At 66.6% G+C, this 17,842-nt stretch carries 15 protein-coding genes; 8 read left to right on the top strand and 7 right to left on the bottom strand.

The window, feature by feature from the left end; all coding sequences use genetic code 11:
• Nucleotides 1-612: 612 nt before the first annotated feature.
• On the bottom strand, nt 613-1,356 hold the full coding sequence (locus ACTJJK_RS18530) for a helix-turn-helix domain-containing protein (RefSeq protein WP_051885348.1): 744 nt from the start codon (nt 1,354-1,356) through the stop codon (nt 613-615).
• A gap of 134 nt (nt 1,357-1,490) precedes the next feature.
• On the opposite strand from ACTJJK_RS18530, the gene ACTJJK_RS18525 reads away from it, so the two are divergent.
• Complete coding sequence (locus tag ACTJJK_RS18525) at nt 1,491-1,913, top strand: hypothetical protein (protein WP_440730916.1); 423 nt, start codon at nt 1,491-1,493, stop codon at nt 1,911-1,913.
• A gap of 53 nt (nt 1,914-1,966) precedes the next feature.
• Nucleotides 1,967-2,782 carry a DUF2145 domain-containing protein gene (locus tag ACTJJK_RS18520; RefSeq protein ID WP_440730915.1) on the top strand — a complete coding sequence of 272 codons (816 nt, stop codon included), beginning with the start codon at nt 1,967-1,969 and terminating at the stop codon, nt 2,780-2,782.
• Between the two features lie 34 nt (nt 2,783-2,816).
• Here the strand turns inward: ACTJJK_RS18520 and yccX are convergent, their stop codons facing one another.
• Genes yccX through ACTJJK_RS18505 form a run of 3 tightly spaced genes read right to left on the bottom strand, consistent with a single transcriptional unit; the run spans nt 2,817 to nt 4,989 of the window.
• Nucleotides 2,817-3,086 carry an acylphosphatase gene (gene yccX, locus ACTJJK_RS18515; protein ID WP_440730914.1) on the bottom strand — a complete coding sequence of 90 codons (270 nt, stop codon included), beginning with the start codon at nt 3,084-3,086 and terminating at the stop codon, nt 2,817-2,819.
• Nucleotides 3,083-3,721 carry a TlpA family protein disulfide reductase gene (locus tag ACTJJK_RS18510; protein WP_440730913.1) on the bottom strand — a complete coding sequence of 213 codons (639 nt, stop codon included), beginning with the start codon at nt 3,719-3,721 and terminating at the stop codon, nt 3,083-3,085. Before ACTJJK_RS18510 ends, yccX begins: the two co-directional genes overlap by 4 nt.
• A complete protein-coding gene (locus ACTJJK_RS18505; protein WP_031373734.1) occupies nt 3,718-4,989 on the bottom strand; it encodes a YihY family inner membrane protein in 1,272 nt (423 codons plus the stop codon). The genes ACTJJK_RS18510 and ACTJJK_RS18505 overlap by 4 nt, the downstream gene beginning before the upstream one ends.
• A gap of 190 nt (nt 4,990-5,179) precedes the next feature.
• Here ACTJJK_RS18505 and wrbA point away from each other — a divergent pair, with 190 nt between their 5' ends.
• The 6 genes from wrbA (at nt 5,180) to ACTJJK_RS18475 (ending at nt 11,194) form a co-directional block, all read left to right on the top strand.
• Complete coding sequence (wrbA, locus tag ACTJJK_RS18500; protein ID WP_031373733.1) at nt 5,180-5,773, top strand: NAD(P)H:quinone oxidoreductase; 594 nt, start codon at nt 5,180-5,182, stop codon at nt 5,771-5,773.
• Nucleotides 5,770-6,120 (top strand): DUF2069 domain-containing protein, encoded by a 351-nt coding sequence (locus ACTJJK_RS18495; RefSeq protein ID WP_223620326.1) that lies wholly within the window; start codon nt 5,770-5,772, stop codon nt 6,118-6,120. Before wrbA ends, ACTJJK_RS18495 begins: the two co-directional genes overlap by 4 nt.
• A 140-nt stretch (nt 6,121-6,260) precedes the next feature.
• On the top strand, nt 6,261-6,746 hold the full coding sequence (locus tag ACTJJK_RS18490; RefSeq protein WP_031373731.1) for an asparaginase domain-containing protein: 486 nt from the start codon (nt 6,261-6,263) through the stop codon (nt 6,744-6,746).
• Between the two features lie 106 nt (nt 6,747-6,852).
• The gene (locus ACTJJK_RS18485) at nt 6,853-7,503 is read left to right on the top strand and encodes a hypothetical protein (RefSeq protein WP_440730912.1); all 651 of its coding nucleotides are present in this window, start codon (nt 6,853-6,855) and stop codon (nt 7,501-7,503) included.
• A gap of 164 nt (nt 7,504-7,667) precedes the next feature.
• The gene (locus ACTJJK_RS18480; protein ID WP_031373729.1) at nt 7,668-8,303 is read left to right on the top strand and encodes an ECF-type sigma factor; all 636 of its coding nucleotides are present in this window, start codon (nt 7,668-7,670) and stop codon (nt 8,301-8,303) included.
• A 14-nt stretch (nt 8,304-8,317) separates the two neighbouring features.
• Nucleotides 8,318-11,194 (top strand): protein kinase domain-containing protein, encoded by a 2,877-nt coding sequence (locus ACTJJK_RS18475; protein WP_440730911.1) that lies wholly within the window; start codon nt 8,318-8,320, stop codon nt 11,192-11,194.
• Nucleotides 11,195-11,246: 52 nt separating this feature from the next.
• Here ACTJJK_RS18475 and ACTJJK_RS18470 read toward each other — a convergent pair whose 3' ends face one another.
• From ACTJJK_RS18470 to ACTJJK_RS18460, 3 genes are all read right to left on the bottom strand, one after another.
• The gene (locus ACTJJK_RS18470) at nt 11,247-15,179 is read right to left on the bottom strand and encodes a beta strand repeat-containing protein (RefSeq protein ID WP_440730910.1); all 3,933 of its coding nucleotides are present in this window, start codon (nt 15,177-15,179) and stop codon (nt 11,247-11,249) included.
• 590 nt (nt 15,180-15,769) lie between these two features.
• A complete protein-coding gene (locus ACTJJK_RS18465) occupies nt 15,770-17,410 on the bottom strand; it encodes a M20/M25/M40 family metallo-hydrolase (protein ID WP_440730909.1) in 1,641 nt (546 codons plus the stop codon).
• Nucleotides 17,407-17,832 carry a hypothetical protein gene (locus ACTJJK_RS18460; RefSeq protein WP_161786155.1) on the bottom strand — a complete coding sequence of 142 codons (426 nt, stop codon included), beginning with the start codon at nt 17,830-17,832 and terminating at the stop codon, nt 17,407-17,409. The genes ACTJJK_RS18465 and ACTJJK_RS18460 overlap by 4 nt, the downstream gene beginning before the upstream one ends.
• Nucleotides 17,833-17,842: the final 10 nt, after the last annotated feature.

Here is a 17,842-nt window from a genome sequence, read left to right as displayed (position 1 = left end):
CTCCTACCCTAAGAGCAAAACACTCGTTGCCGTTGCCGTTGCCGTTGCCGTTGCCGTTGCCGTTGCCGTTGCCGTAAAGAGCTTGGCGCAGTTTCGATCTAGCGATGCGATCGTAGACCCGGAGGGCGGCGCACAGGACGTGCGCCCAGCCTTTAAAGGAATAACTCGATAGGACAAGGACGTCCTATCGAAAAATCTCGGCGACAGCATCGTACTCGTGGCCTGTGCCCTTGCAAGGAGAGCCCTTTTCTTTGATTACTTTTCTTTTGGGCTTAGCAAAAGAAAGTAACCCGGCCGCGTCAGCGGACGGAAGCTCTGCTCTTGCTTGATAGACGCGCCGCAAGACCATCACATCGCGGTCGCGGCTTGCGCCGCTCCTACCCTCGCGACAGTTCAAGACTTTGATCAAGGACGTAAGCGATGCGGCCTCTGCGCATTCCGTGGTCGCGACTTGTGACCGAAGGAAATCCAGTAGGACCTCGCTCCTACCCTCGCGACGACACGCCGCTTCGATGAATGGCATCGGCGATACCGTTCCTGCGCGTCCCTTGGTCGCGACTCACGTCGCTCCTACAGGGGCCGCGTTCGGTGAGATCGCGAGACCGTGCGCTCTCACTCGCCCTGCGAACGCCGATACGGGTGAAACAGCTGCAACAGCCACGGCTTCTGCGCCAACACCAGGCTCACGCCGACCCGCTCCTGCGCGCTCAAGGCGGCATCTCGCGCCAACAAGCCGTCGAACTCGCGCGCGACCTCGCCCAGGCGCTGCTTGAGCTGACGGATGCCGGCGACGCTCAGGGCGCCGCTGAGCAACAACAACACGTCCTGCTCGCCGTCGAAGGGGTCGGCGAAATAGTCGCCAAGCATGCGCAGGCGGAAATGGCGCTCCATCGGGCCGTCGGCGCGCCAGCGGAAGTTGCGCGCGGTCAGCGGCCGCCCGCGGTTGCCGGGCATCAATTCGATGATGCCGAGCCGGTCCAAGCGCACCAGCAACGCCGTCCACTTGACGTCGTCGAAGGTGAAATGCGCTTGCACGTCCGCCTGTTTCCATCGGTTCAAGGTCAGGAACAAGGCCAATAGCAGGGCCGGATCGTCGACCAGGGCCTGCTCCTGCTCTTCGCTGAGCATGGCCATCGGCGCGCGGCCGCGTCCGGCTTCGGCGCTCAACTCGACCAGGCCGATATCGAGCACGTCGCAGATCTGCTCCAGCCGCTGCAGGCTCATCGCCCGCCGCGAAAACATACGCTTGACCGCGGCCTCGCTGAGCTTGAGGCGCAAGGCCAGGTCCCGGTAGGTCAGGTCCTGGGCGCGCAAAAAACGCTTCAGGCCGTCGATCAGTTCGATGGAAATCGCCATGCGTATCAAAATACGCTACCCGATGGCGAATTCCGAGACACTTTGTCGATGATTATTGCATTCGCCCCGCGTCCCACCGAGGGTGGCCCCGGACCTTCACGAGACGGTGCGAGATGCCAAGGATTGCCAGCCGCATGTTTCCCCTCGCCCTGTCCGTTTCGGCCGCCGCTGGCCTGCTGGCAGGGACGCCGGCCTTTGCGGCGGTGCAGTCCGACGGCCTCAGCCGCCAGTCCGAGCTCAGCCTCAACGCCTCGGTCGAAGTGCCGGTGGCCGCGGCGCGGGCGCTATCGGCCGGGGCGAAATTCTCGGTCGCCGGGGTCGAGGCCAGCGCCGAGGGCGTAACGCTGACGGTCTCGGCGGTCGGCCTGGGCACCTCGTTCGCGGTGGCGTTGTCGGCGCAGGCGGTCAAGCAGCTCGGCCTCAAGGTTGGCCAGGCTTTGACGGTGTCCGCGGTCGCCGGCGGTTGGCTGCTCAGCGGCGCCGATGGCGATCCCTTCTGCTTCATCCCCAACGAACGCGCCCGCGCGCTGATGCACAGCGAGCGGATCGATGCATGAGTGCCGCGCGCGTTCCTTTTGCTTATTCCGGATTCGCGGCCTGCAGGATGCTTATGGCCGCGTTGGCGGTGGTGGTCCTGGGAGTGTTGCCTGCACAGGGACGTGCAGGCACTCGCTGCGATAACCAGACCGTCACCCCACAGAAACTGGCCGCGGCGGCACAGACCGCGCTGACCGTCGCCACCGCGCTCGAGCAACGCGATGCACCCGCCGCGCTGGTCGCCCGCGTCGGCACCGACTTATCGGCGCAGGGCCTGGTCTATAGCCATGTCGGTTTCGTCGTGCGCGACCATGCCGCCGGCCGTTGGACCGCGGTGCATTTGCTCAACGAATGCGGCAGCGACCGCTCCGGCCTGTACACGCAAGGCCTGGTCAACTTCTTCGCCGACGATCTGGTCAACCAGGACGCGCGCATCGTCTGGCTGCAACCGGCCCAGGCCGAACGCCTCGCCGCGCACCTGCGCGGCCTGCCCAGCGGGGGCCTGCACCAGCCGCACTACAACCTGATCGCACGCCCTGGCAGCGCCGACTATCAGAACTCGACCGCATGGGTGCTGGAGCTGTTCGCCGCCACCCTGCCGGACGCGTCCGCGTCCGCGCCCGGCAATCGGCGCGAGGCTTATCGCGCCGCGCTCGCCGACGGCTTTCGCCCCGATCGCGTGCGGATCCCCTATTCCAAGCGCGTGCTCGGCGGTTTGTTCACGGCCAACGTCGCCTTCAGCGATCACCCGATCGGCACCCGCCTCGCCGGCGACTACCCGGTGGTAACCGTGCGTTCGATCGTCGACTACCTGGCGCGCGGCGGGCACATCAGCGAGCAGCGCGAATGGCGCAACGGACGCTTGATGGTGAAGCCTGGCGCGTTGTAAGCAAAGCGGCCGGCGTTTCCGACCGGCCCCTCGCTCAACCGCAGACGAACCCCTCGCCGGCTTCGTCCTCGCGCGCCGGCTCGCGGATCACCCGGTCGACGCGCGCCTGTGTCGGGCCGTGGCCCAGCCATTCGGCCAGGCGCGTCACGGCGGCCTCGTCGCCGACCGCCAGCACTTCAACGGTGCCATCGGCGAGATTGTTGGCGTAACCGCGCAGCCCCAGGGCGAGCGCCTGCTCGCGGGTCGAGGCGCGGAACCACACGCCCTGGACCTTACCGGCCACGAAGAAGCGCGCCGCGCTCATGCCTTCGGCACGGCGACCTGGGCCGAGGCCTTGGCGATGGCGGCCTCGATCTTCTTGGCGTCGACCGGGCCGAGGAATTTCTCCGCGACCTTGCCGTCGGGCCCGATCAGATAGGTCATCGGCAAGCCGCGCGGCGTATCGAAGGCCTTCGGCGGGTCGGCGACGTCGAGGATCGCGATCGGATACGACACCGGGTGCTTCTTGAGGAAGGCCTGCATATCGGCGAGCTCGATTTCCTCGTAGGCCAGGCCGATCACTTCGATGTGGTCGCGCATGGTGTCCAGCGCCGACAACTCGGGCATTTCCTTGATGCACGGCGCGCACCAGGTCGCCCAGAAGTTCACCACCACCCAACGGCCGCGTCGCTCGGCCAGGTCGTAGGTCTTGCCGTCGATGGTGGCGATGCGCAGCTCGGGCGTGTCGCTCGCGGTATCGGTGGGCGGCGCATCGGCCGGCTTGGCATCGGCCGGCTTCGTGGGCGCGGCCGGCGCTGGTTTGGCGTCGGTCGTTGCGGCCGGCTTGCCGTCGCTGGCCGGCGTCTGCGGCTGCTGGCAGGCGCCGAGCGACAGCACGGCAACGGCCAGCGCCAGTGCGGACAACGAACGCAGGCTGGACTTGCGATGACTCGGGATCATGTTCCTTCCTCTTCGGCGTGAATACTGGACACGCGTCGTTTCATGAGCGCGCGCAGGGGCACACGAAGTTCGTCCATCGCCGCGACCGCGGACTGACCCAGCGAGTCGTCGCGGCACGGCAGCATCGCCTCGGCGATCGGGATGCGCAGGTTGCAGGCTTCGTACAACTCGCCGAGCGACAGCTCGTCGAGATCGCGCGCGAGCAGCCATTCGCCGTTCTCGGCGCGGCGCACCACGTTGATCTCGCCGAGTTGCTCGAGCATCTGCTGGACCAGCGAATCGGTCAGCATCGGCTCCAGTTGCTGGATGTCGTCGATATGCAGGCCGCGACCGCGCTTGCGCGCCTCGTTGAAGCGGGCGAGCAGACGCAACAGGCCGTACATCTCGAAACCGAGCGGCAAGCGCATCGACGCGGGCTGGTAGCGGAACGCCGAGATCGACGAGGCCAGCGACGCGCCGAGCAGCACCGCGACCCAGCTCAGATAGATCCACAACAGGAAGATCGGCACGAACGCCAGGGTGCCGTAGATCTTCGAGTACGAACCGAAATTGCCCAGGTACAGGCCGATGCCGCCCTTGATGGTTTCGAACAGCACCATCGCCAGGAAAGCGCCGGCGACCGCATGCCGCCACTTGATCGTGCGATGCGGCACGACCCGGTAGATCGCAGCGAAGGCCAACCATTCCAGCAGCATCGGCGCGACCCGCAGCAACAGGCTTTCGAGCCAGCGGCCTGGTTGGGTCGAGAACACCTCCATGGCGAAGAAGCGCGCCGAGATCGCCAGGCTCGCCGCGGCGATCAGGGCGCCGAGCGTCAGCACCGTCCAATAGACCAGGAAGCGGCCCAGGCGCGGGCGCGGCGAATGGATGCGCCAGATCCGGTTGAACGCCGACTCGACGCCGTTGAGGGTGATCAACAGCGAGACCACCAAGGCGATCACGCCCGCCGTCGTCAGCTGGCCGGCGTTGGCCGAGAACTGCTTGAGATAACTCTCCACCGAGCGCGCCGCCGAGGGCACGAAGTTGGAGAAGATGTAGTCGCTAAGGCGGTCGCTCCATTCGCCGAACATCGGGAACGCCGACAGCACGCCGAACACGACCATCGACAGCGGCACCAGCGCGAACACGGTGGTGTAGGACAGAGCGCCGGCGGCCTGGAACAGGTTGTCGTCGAGAAAGCGGCGGGCCAGGAAGCGGAAGAACGTTCCGGCGCGAGCGCGATCGCGCACCCGGTCGCTCCAGCGATAAATCGAGTCCAAGGGTTCCATCCGGCGCAGGGTAACCGATGGCGCGTCACGGGGGCATGCGCTGCGGTTGCCTGGGGGTTCGTCGGGGGTGAAGGCATTGCGGCACCAGGCGAAGCGCCCCGCCCGCAATGCCCACCCAGCCGCCCTGGCTCCCCAAAACCCCAATCGCCCTCTCCCCATCCTCTATCCTTGCCGCCTACAGGAGAGATCGATGACCGAAGTTCTGGTGCTCTATTACAGCCGCGGCGGATCGGTGGCGCGGCTGGCGCGGCAGATCGCGCGCGGGATCGGCGAAGTCGACGGCATCGCCGCGCGCGTGCGCAGCGTCCCGCCGGTGGCCGCGATCACCCAGACCGCGGCGCCGCCGGTGCCCGAGGACGGCGCGCCCTACGTCGAAGCCCGCGACCTGGCCGAATGCGCCGGGCTCGTGCTCGGCAGCCCGACCCGGTTCGGCAATATGGCCGCACCGGTCAAGCACTGGCTGGACGGGCTCGGCGCCGAATGGGCCAGCGGCGCTCTGGTCGGCAAGCCGGCCGGCGTGTTCACCTCGACCGCGAGCCAGCACGGCGGCCAGGAATCGACCCTGCTGACGATGATGGTGCCGTTGCTCCACCACGGCTGCGTGATCGTCGGCATTCCCTATACCGAACCCTTGCTCAGCACCACGCGTGGCGGCGGCAGCCCCTACGGCGCGAGTCATGTCGCCGGGCCCCAGGACGACCCGCAGCTCAGCGACGACGAAGCGGTGTTGGCGCGCGCGCTAGGCCGCCGGGTCGCCGAACTGGTCGCCAAGGTGAGCCGATGAGCACCGCCACGCCACGTCCCCGCTCCAATCTGGTCCTGCTGCTCGCTCTGCTGGCCCTGAGTGCGCTGTATGCGGCGTGGATGCTGTCGCAGCGTCATCTGGCCGCGACCCTGGTGGTGTTCGTGCTGCCGCCGCTGCTGCTCGCGATCGGCGTCTGGTTCCGCAACCGCCACGCCGCCTACTGGGCCGGCGTGCTGGCGCTGGGCTGGTTCAGCCACGGGGTGATGGTGGCCTGGTCGCGGCCGCCGGAACGCCTGCAGGGCTGGATCGAACTGGCCCTGGCGGTGACCGTCGTGTTCGCCGCCAACCTGCCCGGCATCCAGGCCCGCTTCGGCAGGAAACCCTGATCCGGCCCGGCGGGCATCCGAAGCCCGCGGCGCGAAAACCACGCGGCACGACGACGCCGGCATCGACAGCGAACGACCCGGCCGGGCCCTGGCCATGGGCCTATAATCTCCGCTTCCCCGACCTCGCGACCTTACCCACGATGGACCAGCTCTGCATCGTCACCACCGGCGGCACGATCGACAAGATCTACTTCGACGACAAGTCGGACTACCAGATCGGCGAACCGCAGATCGGCCGCATCCTCGACGAGCTCGGCGTGGCTTTCCGTTACAGCGTGATCCCGATCATCCGCAAGGACTCGCTGCACATCAACGCCGGCGACCGCGAGCTGATCCGCGCCGCGATCGCCGCCCAGGACGCGCAGCACGTGCTGGTCACCCACGGCACCGACAGCATGGTCGAGACGGCCAAGGTGCTGGCGACGATTCCGAACAAGACCATCGTCATGACCGGCGCCCTCAATCCGGCGCGTTTCCGCGGCTCCGATGCCGAGTTCAACATCGGCACCGCGGTCGGCGCGGTGCAATCGCTGCCGCCGGGCGTCTACATCGCCATGAACGGCCGCATCTGGGACCCGAGCAAAGTCCGCAAAAACGTCGACGCGAACCGCTTCGAAGCGATCTGAGCGGCGCATCGCGCCGCAGTTCGCGCAAGCGCCGCTTTGCTGCACTGCGATGCTTCCGGATCGATGCATTAGGATCGGGGGCTGTCCGATACCAATGGTGATCGCGATGCGCGTACTCGTCCTGGCCGTAGCGGTGTTGGCACTGTCGGCTTGTCAGAAACCCGCCGACAGTGCGGACTCCACCCGGACCGCCAAGAACGACACCGGCCAGGCCCCCTCCGCATCGCCCGCGGCCTCGACCAATCCTCTATTGCCGCCGGAACGCGTGCTGCGCAGCGACGCGATCGGCTACGACGGCTTCAACGGCAGCGACCAGGCCGGCACCGTCACCGCGAAGTTCGGCGCCGACAGCGCGAGCGTCCGCCAGGCCTGGGGCGGCGAGATGAAGGACAACCGCGATCAGCGCCCGGACGCCGCCTGCCACCTGCTCTATCCGGTGCGCGGCGCGGTCACCCACCAATACGCCTTCCTGATGGCCGGCGACAAGCTCGCCGGCATCGACGTCTACGACGCCAAGGCCATCGCCCCGGGCGGCGGCCGCGTCGGCATGAGCATCGCCGAAATCAACCAGGCCTATGCCGGCCGGACCAAGCAGGTCGCCAACCCAACCTTCGAAGGCTCGGCCTTCATCGAAGTCGCCGCGCCGCAGGCCAAGAACAGCCAGCTGACCTTCGAGACCGACGCACTCGGCACGGTCACCCATTGGCGCATCAGCGAACGCGGCACGCTCGAAGCCAGCGAGAGCTGCACGCGCTGAGGCGCGGTTCCAGCGTCAGTCGCACAGACCCGCCCTGGCCGAAACCGGCGCCGATCGGGCGCGCCGGTCGGTGCCGGGCCGCCACTCGTCGCGCGGCACGCCCGGAGCATGGTCATTTTTTGTGACTTTCGTCACTATTGAATGATCAACGGGAGTCTGGAGCCATGCTCATCGCCTCGCCGCCGCCAGTCCAAACCTCGTGGGTCTTGCCCGACGCCACGGTCGAATCCGTGACGGTCCTGATCCAGCAGGCGCGGCAAGGGCGTAGCGACGCCTGGAATCTGATCTATGCGCGCATCTATCAGGACCTGCACCGGCTGGCGCGCTCCGAGCTGCGCCAGCGGGGCCGCCGTCCGTCGCTGTCGCCGACTTCGTTGATCAGCGAGGCCTGGCTGAAGATGGCCGGCGCCGCGTCCACCGCGGAAAGCCGCTTTCATCTGATCGCCTTGATCGCCCGCGCCATGCGCTATGCGATTCTCGACGAAACCAAGAAGGCGGTCGCGAGCAAGCGTGGCCAGGGCGCCGAGTTCGTCGATTACGACGAAGACTTCAAGACCGGCGAAACCGCGCGCATGGAGGAACTGGTGCTGATGGACCAGTTGCTCGAACACCTGGGCAAGATCGACAAGCGCCTGGTCTCGGTGGTCGAGCTGCGCTACTTCGGCGGCATGTCCGACCGCGAGATCGGCGCGTTGTTCGAGGTCAGCGAAGAGCGTATCCGGCGCGAGTGGCGGACCGCGCGCAGCTATCTGATCGCTCACCTCGGCGCGGCCCCGCTGCCCGATCCTCCGGCCGCCTGAGCCCGCCGGCGTCCATGTCTACGGTCGAGGCCCGCGTGCTGTCGCTGTTCAGGGCCTACATGGATCTGGACACGCGCCAGCGCCCCGGTTTCCTCGCCGAGATTCGCCACGACGATCCACAGGCGCACACGCTGCTGGCGGCGATGATCGCGGCCGACGCGGTCGCGCATCCGCTCGACGAACCGCTGCGCCCTCCGGCGAGTGCGCACGATGACGCCGCACCCGGCTCCGACACGGAAGGCGACGAACGCATCGGCACCCGCCTGGGGCCGTGGCGGATCGTGCGCAAGATCGGCGCCGGCGGCATGGGCATCGTCTACGAGGCGCAACGCGACGATCGGCAATACCTGCAGCGCGTGGCCTTGAAATGCGCGCGTATCGAACTGTCGTCGCCGCGTTTGGCCGACGCCCTGCTGACCGAACGCAACCATCTGGCGCGGCTCCAGCATCCCAACATCACCGCCCTGCTCGACGGCGGGCTCGACCCCGACGGACACCCCTGGTTCGTCTTGCAGTATGTCGAAGGCCTGCCCATCGACGACTGGTGCGACCGGCATCGCAAGACCCTGGAAGAACGTGTCGCGGTGCTCGGGCAAGCTTGCGATGCGCTCGTCTACGCGCATGGCGAAGGCGTGCTGCACCAGGACCTGAAGCCTTCGAACCTGCTGGTGACCGCCGAAGGCCGGGTGCAGTTGCTCGACTTCGGCCTGTCCGCGCCGCTGACCGCGCATGGCGACCCGGAATCGATACCGATTGCGCTGACGCCCGGCTACACCGCGCCGGAGATCGTCTTCCAGGGCTCGCCGCCGAGCGTCGCGGCCGATCTGTATTCGTTCGGCGTGGTGCTGCGCCGGCTGTTGACCGGCGACACCCCCTGCCCATCGTTGCTCGCCCAGGCCAGCCGCTGGATGGGACCGTCGCGTGCCGACGATGCGCTGGTGCAGGCGGCCCTCGCGGCACCGCCGGGCGTCGCCGAAAACCGGAGCTTGCCCGACAACCGTACCCTGGCCAGACGCCTGGCCGGCGATCTGGATGCAATCGTCGAACGCTGCACCCACGCCGACCCGCAGCGGCGCTACACCAGCGCGCAGGCGCTCGGCGAGGATCTGAAACGCTGGTTGCAACAGCGCCCGGTCAGCGCGCGCAACGGTGCCCTGTACCGCGCCGGCCTGTTCCTTCGTCGTCATCGCCTGGCCCTGGGCCTGACCGGCGCCATCGTCGCAACGGCGGCGGTCGGCATCGGCGCGACGCTGTGGCAGGCGCAACGCGCCCAGGGCGAAACCGAAGCCGCGCTCGCGGTCAACCGTTTGTTCGAAGACACCTTGGGCACGGCAACGCTGTCCGGCCTCGGCGATACGCCGTTCTCGTCCAGCGAGCTGTTGCGCAAGGTCGAGACGAAGATCCGCAGGCTCGATCTGGAAGAACAACCGCGCGTATTCGCCGGCGCCCTGGCCTCGCTGGCGCGCAGCCACGCAGTGATCGGCGATTACCCCGGCGCCACCCGCCTCGCCGGGGAAGCCTCGCAGGTGCGCGGCGGTGGGGATGCGGCGTCGGCCGAGACCCAGGCCACCCTGGCCTCGTTGTTGAATCTGCAGGCGCGCCACACCCGGGCGCGCGAGCTTGCAAGACAAGCCCTGCAGGCGCTGCCCGACGACGACGACGCGAGTCGCGCCGCCCGCCTGCGCCTGCTGACCGAAATCGCCCGCAGCGAATGGGAGCTGGTCGAACATCGGCAAGCGCAACAAAACCTCGACCGGGCGCTAGCGCTGGCGCGCATGCGCCTCGACGCCGAGCCCGCGCCCTATGTCGAGCTGCTGACCTTGCGAGGCCACTGGAATACGCGCTTGTTGAATCTGTCCGCGGCCGAAGCCGACCTGCGCCAGGCAATCGCGCTGTCGGCCGACGAGCCGTCGCAACTGGCCAATCTCGCCCGCGAAAGACTGGTGCGCCTGTTGACCGTGCAAGAGCGCTACGCCGAAGCGCAGACCATCGCCCAGCAACTGCTCGACGAGCGCCGCCGCAGCCTGGGCGAACGCCACCCGGACACCGGCCGCGCCTGGGCGGTGCTGGCCGACAGCCAATGCGCCGGCGACCGGCCCGAGGATTGCCGCGTATCGATCGCCCGCGGCCGGGAGATCCTGCGCGCCAGTTACGGCCCGTCGCATCCCGAGTACGCCGAAGCATTGCGCGTATCGACGCAAATCTACTTTTTCGACGAGAACAGCTACGCCGAGCACCTGGACGAAATGCGACGCGCGGTAGCGATCATGCGCACCTCTTACGGCCCGAAGCACGAACTCAGGCTGCGGGCGGAAGCTGACCTCGGCGTGATGTTGGTGCATCGCAAACCGGCGGCGATGCCGGCCGAAGTCGCTGCGACGCTGAAAGACGAAGGCATGAAACAGCTCGCATCGTTCATTGCCGAAGCCAACCGGCAGAGGATTCCGGTGTTCGCGCCGAAGCTCTATTACGCCCGCGGTCTGGCCATCCGCAACCGCGGCGACGATGCGGCGCAAGCCCTGCGCCTGCTCGCCGAAACCGAAACCGATGCGCGGCGCTATTTCGGCCCATCGCACAGCTTGCGGTTCCGGATCCCTTTTACGCGCGCGGCGATCTCCTACTACGTTGGCGATCTGAAAGGCGCCGAAGCGCAGCTCATTACGCTGACGCCACAGGTCGAAGCCGCTCTGCCCAAGGTCCGCGCCCGACTCGCGCTGATCAATATCTTTCAATTGCGCGCCAAGATCGCCCTGCAACAGGGCGACGGCGCGCAAGCGCGCCGCTTTCTGCTGCGGATGCGCGACACCGCCACCCGCTGGCTCGGGCCGGAGCATGCGTCCGTCCGCCTGGCGCGCGAGGCTCTGGACGAGCTCGCACGCAGCCACCGATGACCTGTCCGGACCGAACGCGGTCGACCGGAGCGGTCGTGCCGGCCGCCATGCCTCACTGCACGGTACAAGTCAGAAGCAGGCTGACACTGCTGTTGGCCGGGAAAGTGGCGACGACCAGGCCGCTGCCCTGCAAGGTCGCGACATCCACCGTCCCGGGGCACACCGCACCGCCATTGGCGCTACAGCTCACCGTGGCGCAAGTCAGCCCCGGCCCGACCGTATCGCGAATCACCGCACCGTCCGCCGCGTCCGGGCCGGCATTGCTCGCGACGATGGTGTACGTGCTGGCGGCGCCTCTGGTTACGGTGTCGCCGGCCTGGTCGTTCGCCCCGGCCGCCGGTGTATTGGTCTTGGTGATCGACAGATCCGCCACCCGCCGGGTGTTGGTCACGCTGCAGAGCAGATTGACCCCGGTGTCGGCATCGGTCAGCGCATAACTGCCGCCGGAAGCCGGCACGGTAAACGTCGTCCCGTCGCTGGAACGCGTGCAGATGTAGTCGGAGGTCGTATAGGTACCGGTCTGGGTCAGCCAAGTCTCGGCGCTCAGGTTGAGGGTATCGCCGATGTAGACCGCGGTCGGCGGCGAGGTCGACGTATTATTGCCGGTGGCGTCTGCGACGGGCGCGTAATTGCCCGAGTAACCGCTGGCGCTGTTCGCGCCGGCCGTACGCGACCAGGCCAACACGACCCGATCCCCTGGGGCGGCACGCGCCCAAATTTTCTGCGTTTGGAAGGTGGGCGACTTGCGGTCGGTGACCGTGCAGACGATGTCGGCGCCGGCAGGCACGCTGAGCAAGGTGTAGGTGTCGCCGGAGTTCCTGAAGACTTTATTGGCGGCGATGTTGGTGCAACTGAAATCGGTCAGCGTCCACGCCCGCCCGGACGACAGCACGGTGGTCTCGATGATGCGATAAGTCTGCCCTGGGGTCATCGGCACCGGCACGCTATCGGTCACCACCGTGCCCTCTGTCGCCGTGGTCAGGCTACGCGTTGCGACCACGCTGGCCGAACCCTGGTCGATGGTGAAATCGAAGGTCCCCACGCCACCGTAACTGACTTTGCGCAAGGTCAGTTGCGCTTGCGCCAGCGTGTCGCTGTCGGTCGCGCTGTTGTTGGTCAGCGCGGTGTCGCCGGTGCCGGCTCCGGCCGCGACCGTGGCGGTATTGGCGAGGGTGCCGGTCGCGCTCGTGGCGATGGTGCCGGCGATGGTGAAGGTCACGCTGCTCGAAGTACCGCCGCTGTAAGGCAGGGACGGAATGACGATGCCGCTGCCCTGCATCAAGGCGACGGTGGTATTGGCCACGGTCGGGCACACCGCTCCGCCGGTCGGGCTGGCGCAGGTCACCGAACTGACCGTGAAACCTGCGATCGCCGGGTCGGTGAACACCGCATTGGCGGCACCGAACGGGCCCGCGTTGGTCACCGTGACGGTGTAGCTACGCGGCCCCGGCGCATAGGTGTCGCTGGTCTGGTCGACGTTGCCGTTGACCCCGGGCGTATTGGTCTTGGTGATCTGCAGGTCGGCGCCGAAGGTGATGTTGGCGGTCGGGCAATTGGAGCCGTCGTTGGAACTCGAACCGGGCGCGCCGCTGATCAAGGTGGCGGTGCCGGTGGCCAGATCGAACTTGTAGAAACCGCTCGGCGGGTTGTTGCCGGAGCCGTACAGGCCGTTGGGTGCGCCGTACATGGCGCCGAAGAAGCCGTCGGGCAGGCTGTTGGACGCACCGATATTCGCCACCGAGCCGGTGCTCGGGTTCACCGACACCAATTGGCCGGTGAAGGTGACGCCATACAACAGACCATTGACCCAGGCCCAGTCGGCGATATCGATCGCCGCGCTCAGACTGACCGCCGTCGCGGTCATCGTGGTCACGTTGATCGCGTACATCGTCGTGCCGGCGGCGAGGTTGCTCTTGACGTAAAGAATATTGCCGGCGGTGCCGAACGCTCCGCTGATGTAAGTCCCGACAGGCAAGCCGCTGACGGTGCCCAAACTGACAACAGCGCCGTCGGACCCGATCCTGACGAGCGTATTGCTGGTCGGGGTGATCAGGCCGTACTGATAATTGTCGGTTGGGTTGTAGCCGACCGCGTTGTACACCACCGTCGCCGTGCCGACGGCATTGAAAGTCAGCGGATTGGCATTGGTGCCGATCTGGTACAGCGTGGTCGGCGTCGGCGCGCCCGGCGACTGCTCCAGCCACAGCCGCGAATCGCAGGTGCCGAAGCTCGGCTGCATGCCGTCGGTGTCCGAAGCGCTGTTGTCGGCCGCGGCGGTCTCGCTCACCCCGACCGGCACGGCGATCGCCGCGGTGTTGGTCAGGCTGCCGCCGCTGGCGGTCGCCATGGCGGTCACGGTAAACGTCACGCTGCCGTCGGCGGTCAAGCGCGGGATGACGATGCCGGCACCTTGCATCAGAGCGACCGTGGTGCTTGCGGCGACCGGGCATTGCGAACTCAAAGTGGCGCTGCCGCAGGCGACCCCGGTCACCGACAAGCCGCTCACCGCCGGATCGGTGAACACCGCATCGCTGACCGTCGTCGTGCCGGCATTGCTGACCACGATCGTGTAAGTCAGGGTCTGGCCGGTACCGTACTGGGTCTGGCCATCGGTCTTGCTGATCCGCAGGTCGGTGCTGCTCGGGCCGCTGAATTCCGAGGTCGAGCCGATCGAGGTGGTCGCCGTAGTCACGCAACCGGAGTTCTGGCAGCGGGTCGCGGTCATGCTCAGCGACGCCGCATCCAGGCCGGCGACGGTGCAACTGCTCGGCACGCTGGCGCTCGGCGCGGCGACGGTGCAACTGCTCAGCCACACTTGGCCCTCGCCGAAACCGGTCGCATCCAGGCCGCCGGGGTTGCGGTAAAAATCGATGCGATAGCCGTTGGCATTGGCGGTGGTGTCGAAGACGAACTTGACCGTGGTGCCGACGATGCTCGTCACCACCGGGTAATTCATCAAGGTATTCGGGCCGGTATCGGCGTCGGCGGCATCGTTCGCATTCACGCCATCGGTGCCCAGGTCGATGCCGAGCCCGCTGTTTCCGGAGATGTTGGTGTTGGCATAGATAGCGTTGTTGGTCGCCGTCGTGCCGCTGACGTTGATGCCGTCGCCCGAGTTGCCGGTGATGGTATTGCCGGTGATCGTGTTCTGGTTGACGTTGCTGTTGGCGTTTCCGGTCAATGCAATACCGACGCCGCCGTTGCCGGTGATGATGTTGCCTTCGATCCGGTTGTCGTTGGTCTGGTTGGTGCCGGTACCGCCGGTGGTGCCGGTCAGCACGATGCCCGCGCCCGTATTTCCGCTGATCGTATTGTTAGTCAGTGTGTTGCCGCTGGTGATATCGCCATTGGAGCCTACCAAACGGATACCGGCACCGCTGGTTCCGCTGATCACGTTGGAGTCCACGGTCACGTCGGTCACGCCCGAGAGAGCAACGCCGATACTGACGCCGCTGAGGCGGTTTCCGGCCACCCTGCCCTGGTACCCGGCAATGGCCGCATTGTTGAATACACTGATGGCGTAGGAGCCGATCCCGCCGATGGTGTTGTTGGTGATGGTGCAGCCGTTGCTGTCCGAGCAGCGAATGGCGTCGAACGCGGCCGACATGGTGATCGTGTTGCCGTTCATCAGCATATTGGCGACATTGGCCGCGCTCACCGCCACCGCAGCGAAGTTGCGGATACTGATATTGCGAAGCTGACTGTCGCCCGCTCCCGCGGCGAAACGCAGTGCCTGATAAGCACCGTTGTTGCCGTTCAGGGTGATGCCGGCGCCGTTGAGGGTCAGCGTGTCGGAGACTATCGGCAGTTCCGATCCGACGTTGATGGTGCCGCCGACGCTGAAAACGATGCTGTCATTGACCGTCGCGGTCAGATTGGCCGCCGTAATCGCCGCGCGCAGCGTGGTGCAACTGAAATTCGGACTGGTGCCCGTGCAGATGCCGATGGCATCGCCCAGGCTGGTAACCGTATAGGTTGCAGCCATACCGCTGCCTGCCCGCAACGACGAGGAAGCCACCAGCAGCCACAGACAGGCGATCCTGAACCTGCGCGGCCGTTTCCGCTCAGCCCCGGCGCTGCGGGCTGCGGTCATCGGCTCGGTCCGGCGGCGCGCCGCCGCGATCCAAGTACGCAAATTCATGGTGCTGTTCCCCTGAGTGGTATCGATGCGAACGCCGCAGCGATCTGCCTGCACTCGACCGCGGACCGCTCCAGGACACGGCAGCGGTTCGCCTCGACTGCGGGCGGTTCAGAGGGAAAGTAGAAAGGCGCGCCTGAAACCGTCGGGGCGGATTCAGAGAGGATTCACTTTGGCGACAACGGCGCCGACATGGCAAGAACAGGCGTAAAATCAATAGCTTGTGCTGCTGCGAGCGCGAACGGGCGAGCTCGCGGCAAGGCCGCAGCGCTGCTGCCTCGATCCAAATCGCAGGCCGGCCGGCACGGCATCCGGTGGGCATTCGCCGCTACTGCCGCACGGTCAAAGCCCACGACCACCGCCGATCGCATCGGGGCCACAAAAGAAACGGGCTCCATCGCGGAGCCCGTTTCGGTTCGATCAGCTACGGACAGGCATCAGAAGGTGATGCTCCAGGTGTCGATGCGGCCGACATCGTTGTTGGCGTTGTCGTTGACGCGCAGCTTCCAGGTGCCGTTGAGCGGCTCGCTGGACAGGTTGAAGTTGAAGGTACCGCTCAGATTGTCGGCGCTGCCGCCGGCGCGGTTGCTGATGTTGTAGAGCGAGCCGTCCGGCGCGACCAGGTCGACCTTAATGTCGCCGCGATAGGTGTGGATGATGTTGACCGACACCGAAGCGCTGGTCGGCGCGTTGCCGGTGCGGCCGGACACGCTGATCGGGCTGTCGACAGTGGCGTTGTCGTTGATCGCGTAGTCGGTGCCGTTGGTATAGGTCTGGGTGCCCGGACCCGGGCCGGTGCCGGCGGTCTTGCCGAGTTCGCCGAGGAAGGCCAGGCCGAGCTTGGCGAAGGGCACGCTGTTGGCGGCCGAGTTGCCCATGTTGGCGAGGGTGTCGTTGGGCGTGTGGATGGACCCGAAGTAACCGCCGCTGGAGGTGCCGCCCTCGAAGTAGATCGCCGCGGGGAAGCCGGCCGAGGTCCACGAGGCATGGTCGGAACAACCGTAGCCGCAGGTGTAGCTGCCGACGGTGCCGCCGATGTAGGTCGTGTACAGATCGCGCAGGAACTGCTGCAGGCTGGAGTTGGAGTAATCGCTGACCAGGCGCACCGCCGGCGCGCCGCTGGTGCGGTAGTTGGTCATGTCCAACTGCAGCACGCCGACCACGTTGACGCCGCGGTTCTTGAAATCGGTGGCGATCGCCTTGGAGCCGCGCAGGCCGACTTCCTCGGCGGCATAGCCCATGAACTTGATCGTGCGCTTGGGCTTGTAGCCGCTCGCCATGGCCACGCGCAGCACTTCGGTCAGGGTGGCGATGCCCGAGGCGTCGTCGTCGGCGCCCGGTGCGTTCATCGAATCGCCGCTGCCGCTGCTGGAGATCGAATCCAGGTGCGCGCCCAGCACCACTACTTCGTTCGGCAACTCGCTGCCCTGGATGGTCAGGATCGCCGAGGGCTGAGTCGAACAGGTGCTGCAACCGGTGTAGAACTCGGCGGTAACGTCGCTGCGGCCGTTGGCCAGTCCAGCCCAGGTGTCCTTGATCCAGGTCGCCGAGGTGCGGCCGTGGCTGGAGGCGTAGTAACGGTTCGGGTACTGGGTCGACAAGTGGCTGATGGTGCCGCGGATGTTCGCTTCGGCGACCTGGCCCAGCCAGGGATTCACCGTCGCCTGGTTGTCGATGGTGTAGGTGGCGAACTTGGTGTTCATCGCTTCGACGCTGCGCTCGCTGCGCACGAAGGCTTCGGCCTCGGCGCGCGTCTCGAAGGCGACGAAACCGCCGCAGCGCTTTTCCTTCTCGTGGACATGACGGGTCACGTCGGCGAGCTGATAAGTCTTCAGTTCGGCCACCACCAGCTTGGCACCGGCCGGGTTGCTGACGCCGGTGGCGTTGCGCGCGAGCGACTGCACGCCGGCATCGAAGGTCTCGCGCGAGGTGACGATGAACACCGGCTGGAACGGATCGTCGGTGGCGTCGGCCGGACGTGCGTGATCGTGGCTGTGCGTCTGCGCCATCGCCGGTGCGATGGCGGCGGACAATGCGAGGGCGAGCAAGGCGGGCAACGGGGCAAAGTGCTTGTTCACGGAAGGCGCTCCTGTTCGGCGTCGCCCGGCCGGATGCGGGCGGCATCGGCGCAGGGACGCGATGGACTGGGATGACGGCCGCAGAGTGCGGTTCGTCGCGAGAGTTTGCTGCGCGTGAAAGCGGCGCCGAACGGTGCGGGGGGAAACGTTCCGATACGCCCGGGACTCGACCCTAAGCGCGATCCGATATGGCGAACAAGCGACAACCTGTTCGAGCGCACATTCGCGTTCGTGACCTCGGTCATGCATACGCGCAGTAACCGCTTACGGCGCACGTCCGGAGGGCGAAATCGATACGAAAACCGCGGAATTTTCACTGTTTCGGCGATGGAAACATCGCCGTTACGGCGGCCCGACACGATCGCCCTGCACCGCAGCATGCGGCTGCGCAGAAACTCGACGAAGCCGATGCGTGCCTGCATAAACGCGCAT

The sequence above is a fragment of the Lysobacter sp. 22409 genome (assembly GCF_052045105.1).
Lineage (GTDB): Bacteria > Pseudomonadota > Gammaproteobacteria > Xanthomonadales > Xanthomonadaceae > Lysobacter > Lysobacter antibioticus_B.
The sequence above is the reverse complement of the archived record's forward strand: the minus strand, read 5'-3'. Positions and strand labels throughout refer to the sequence as shown.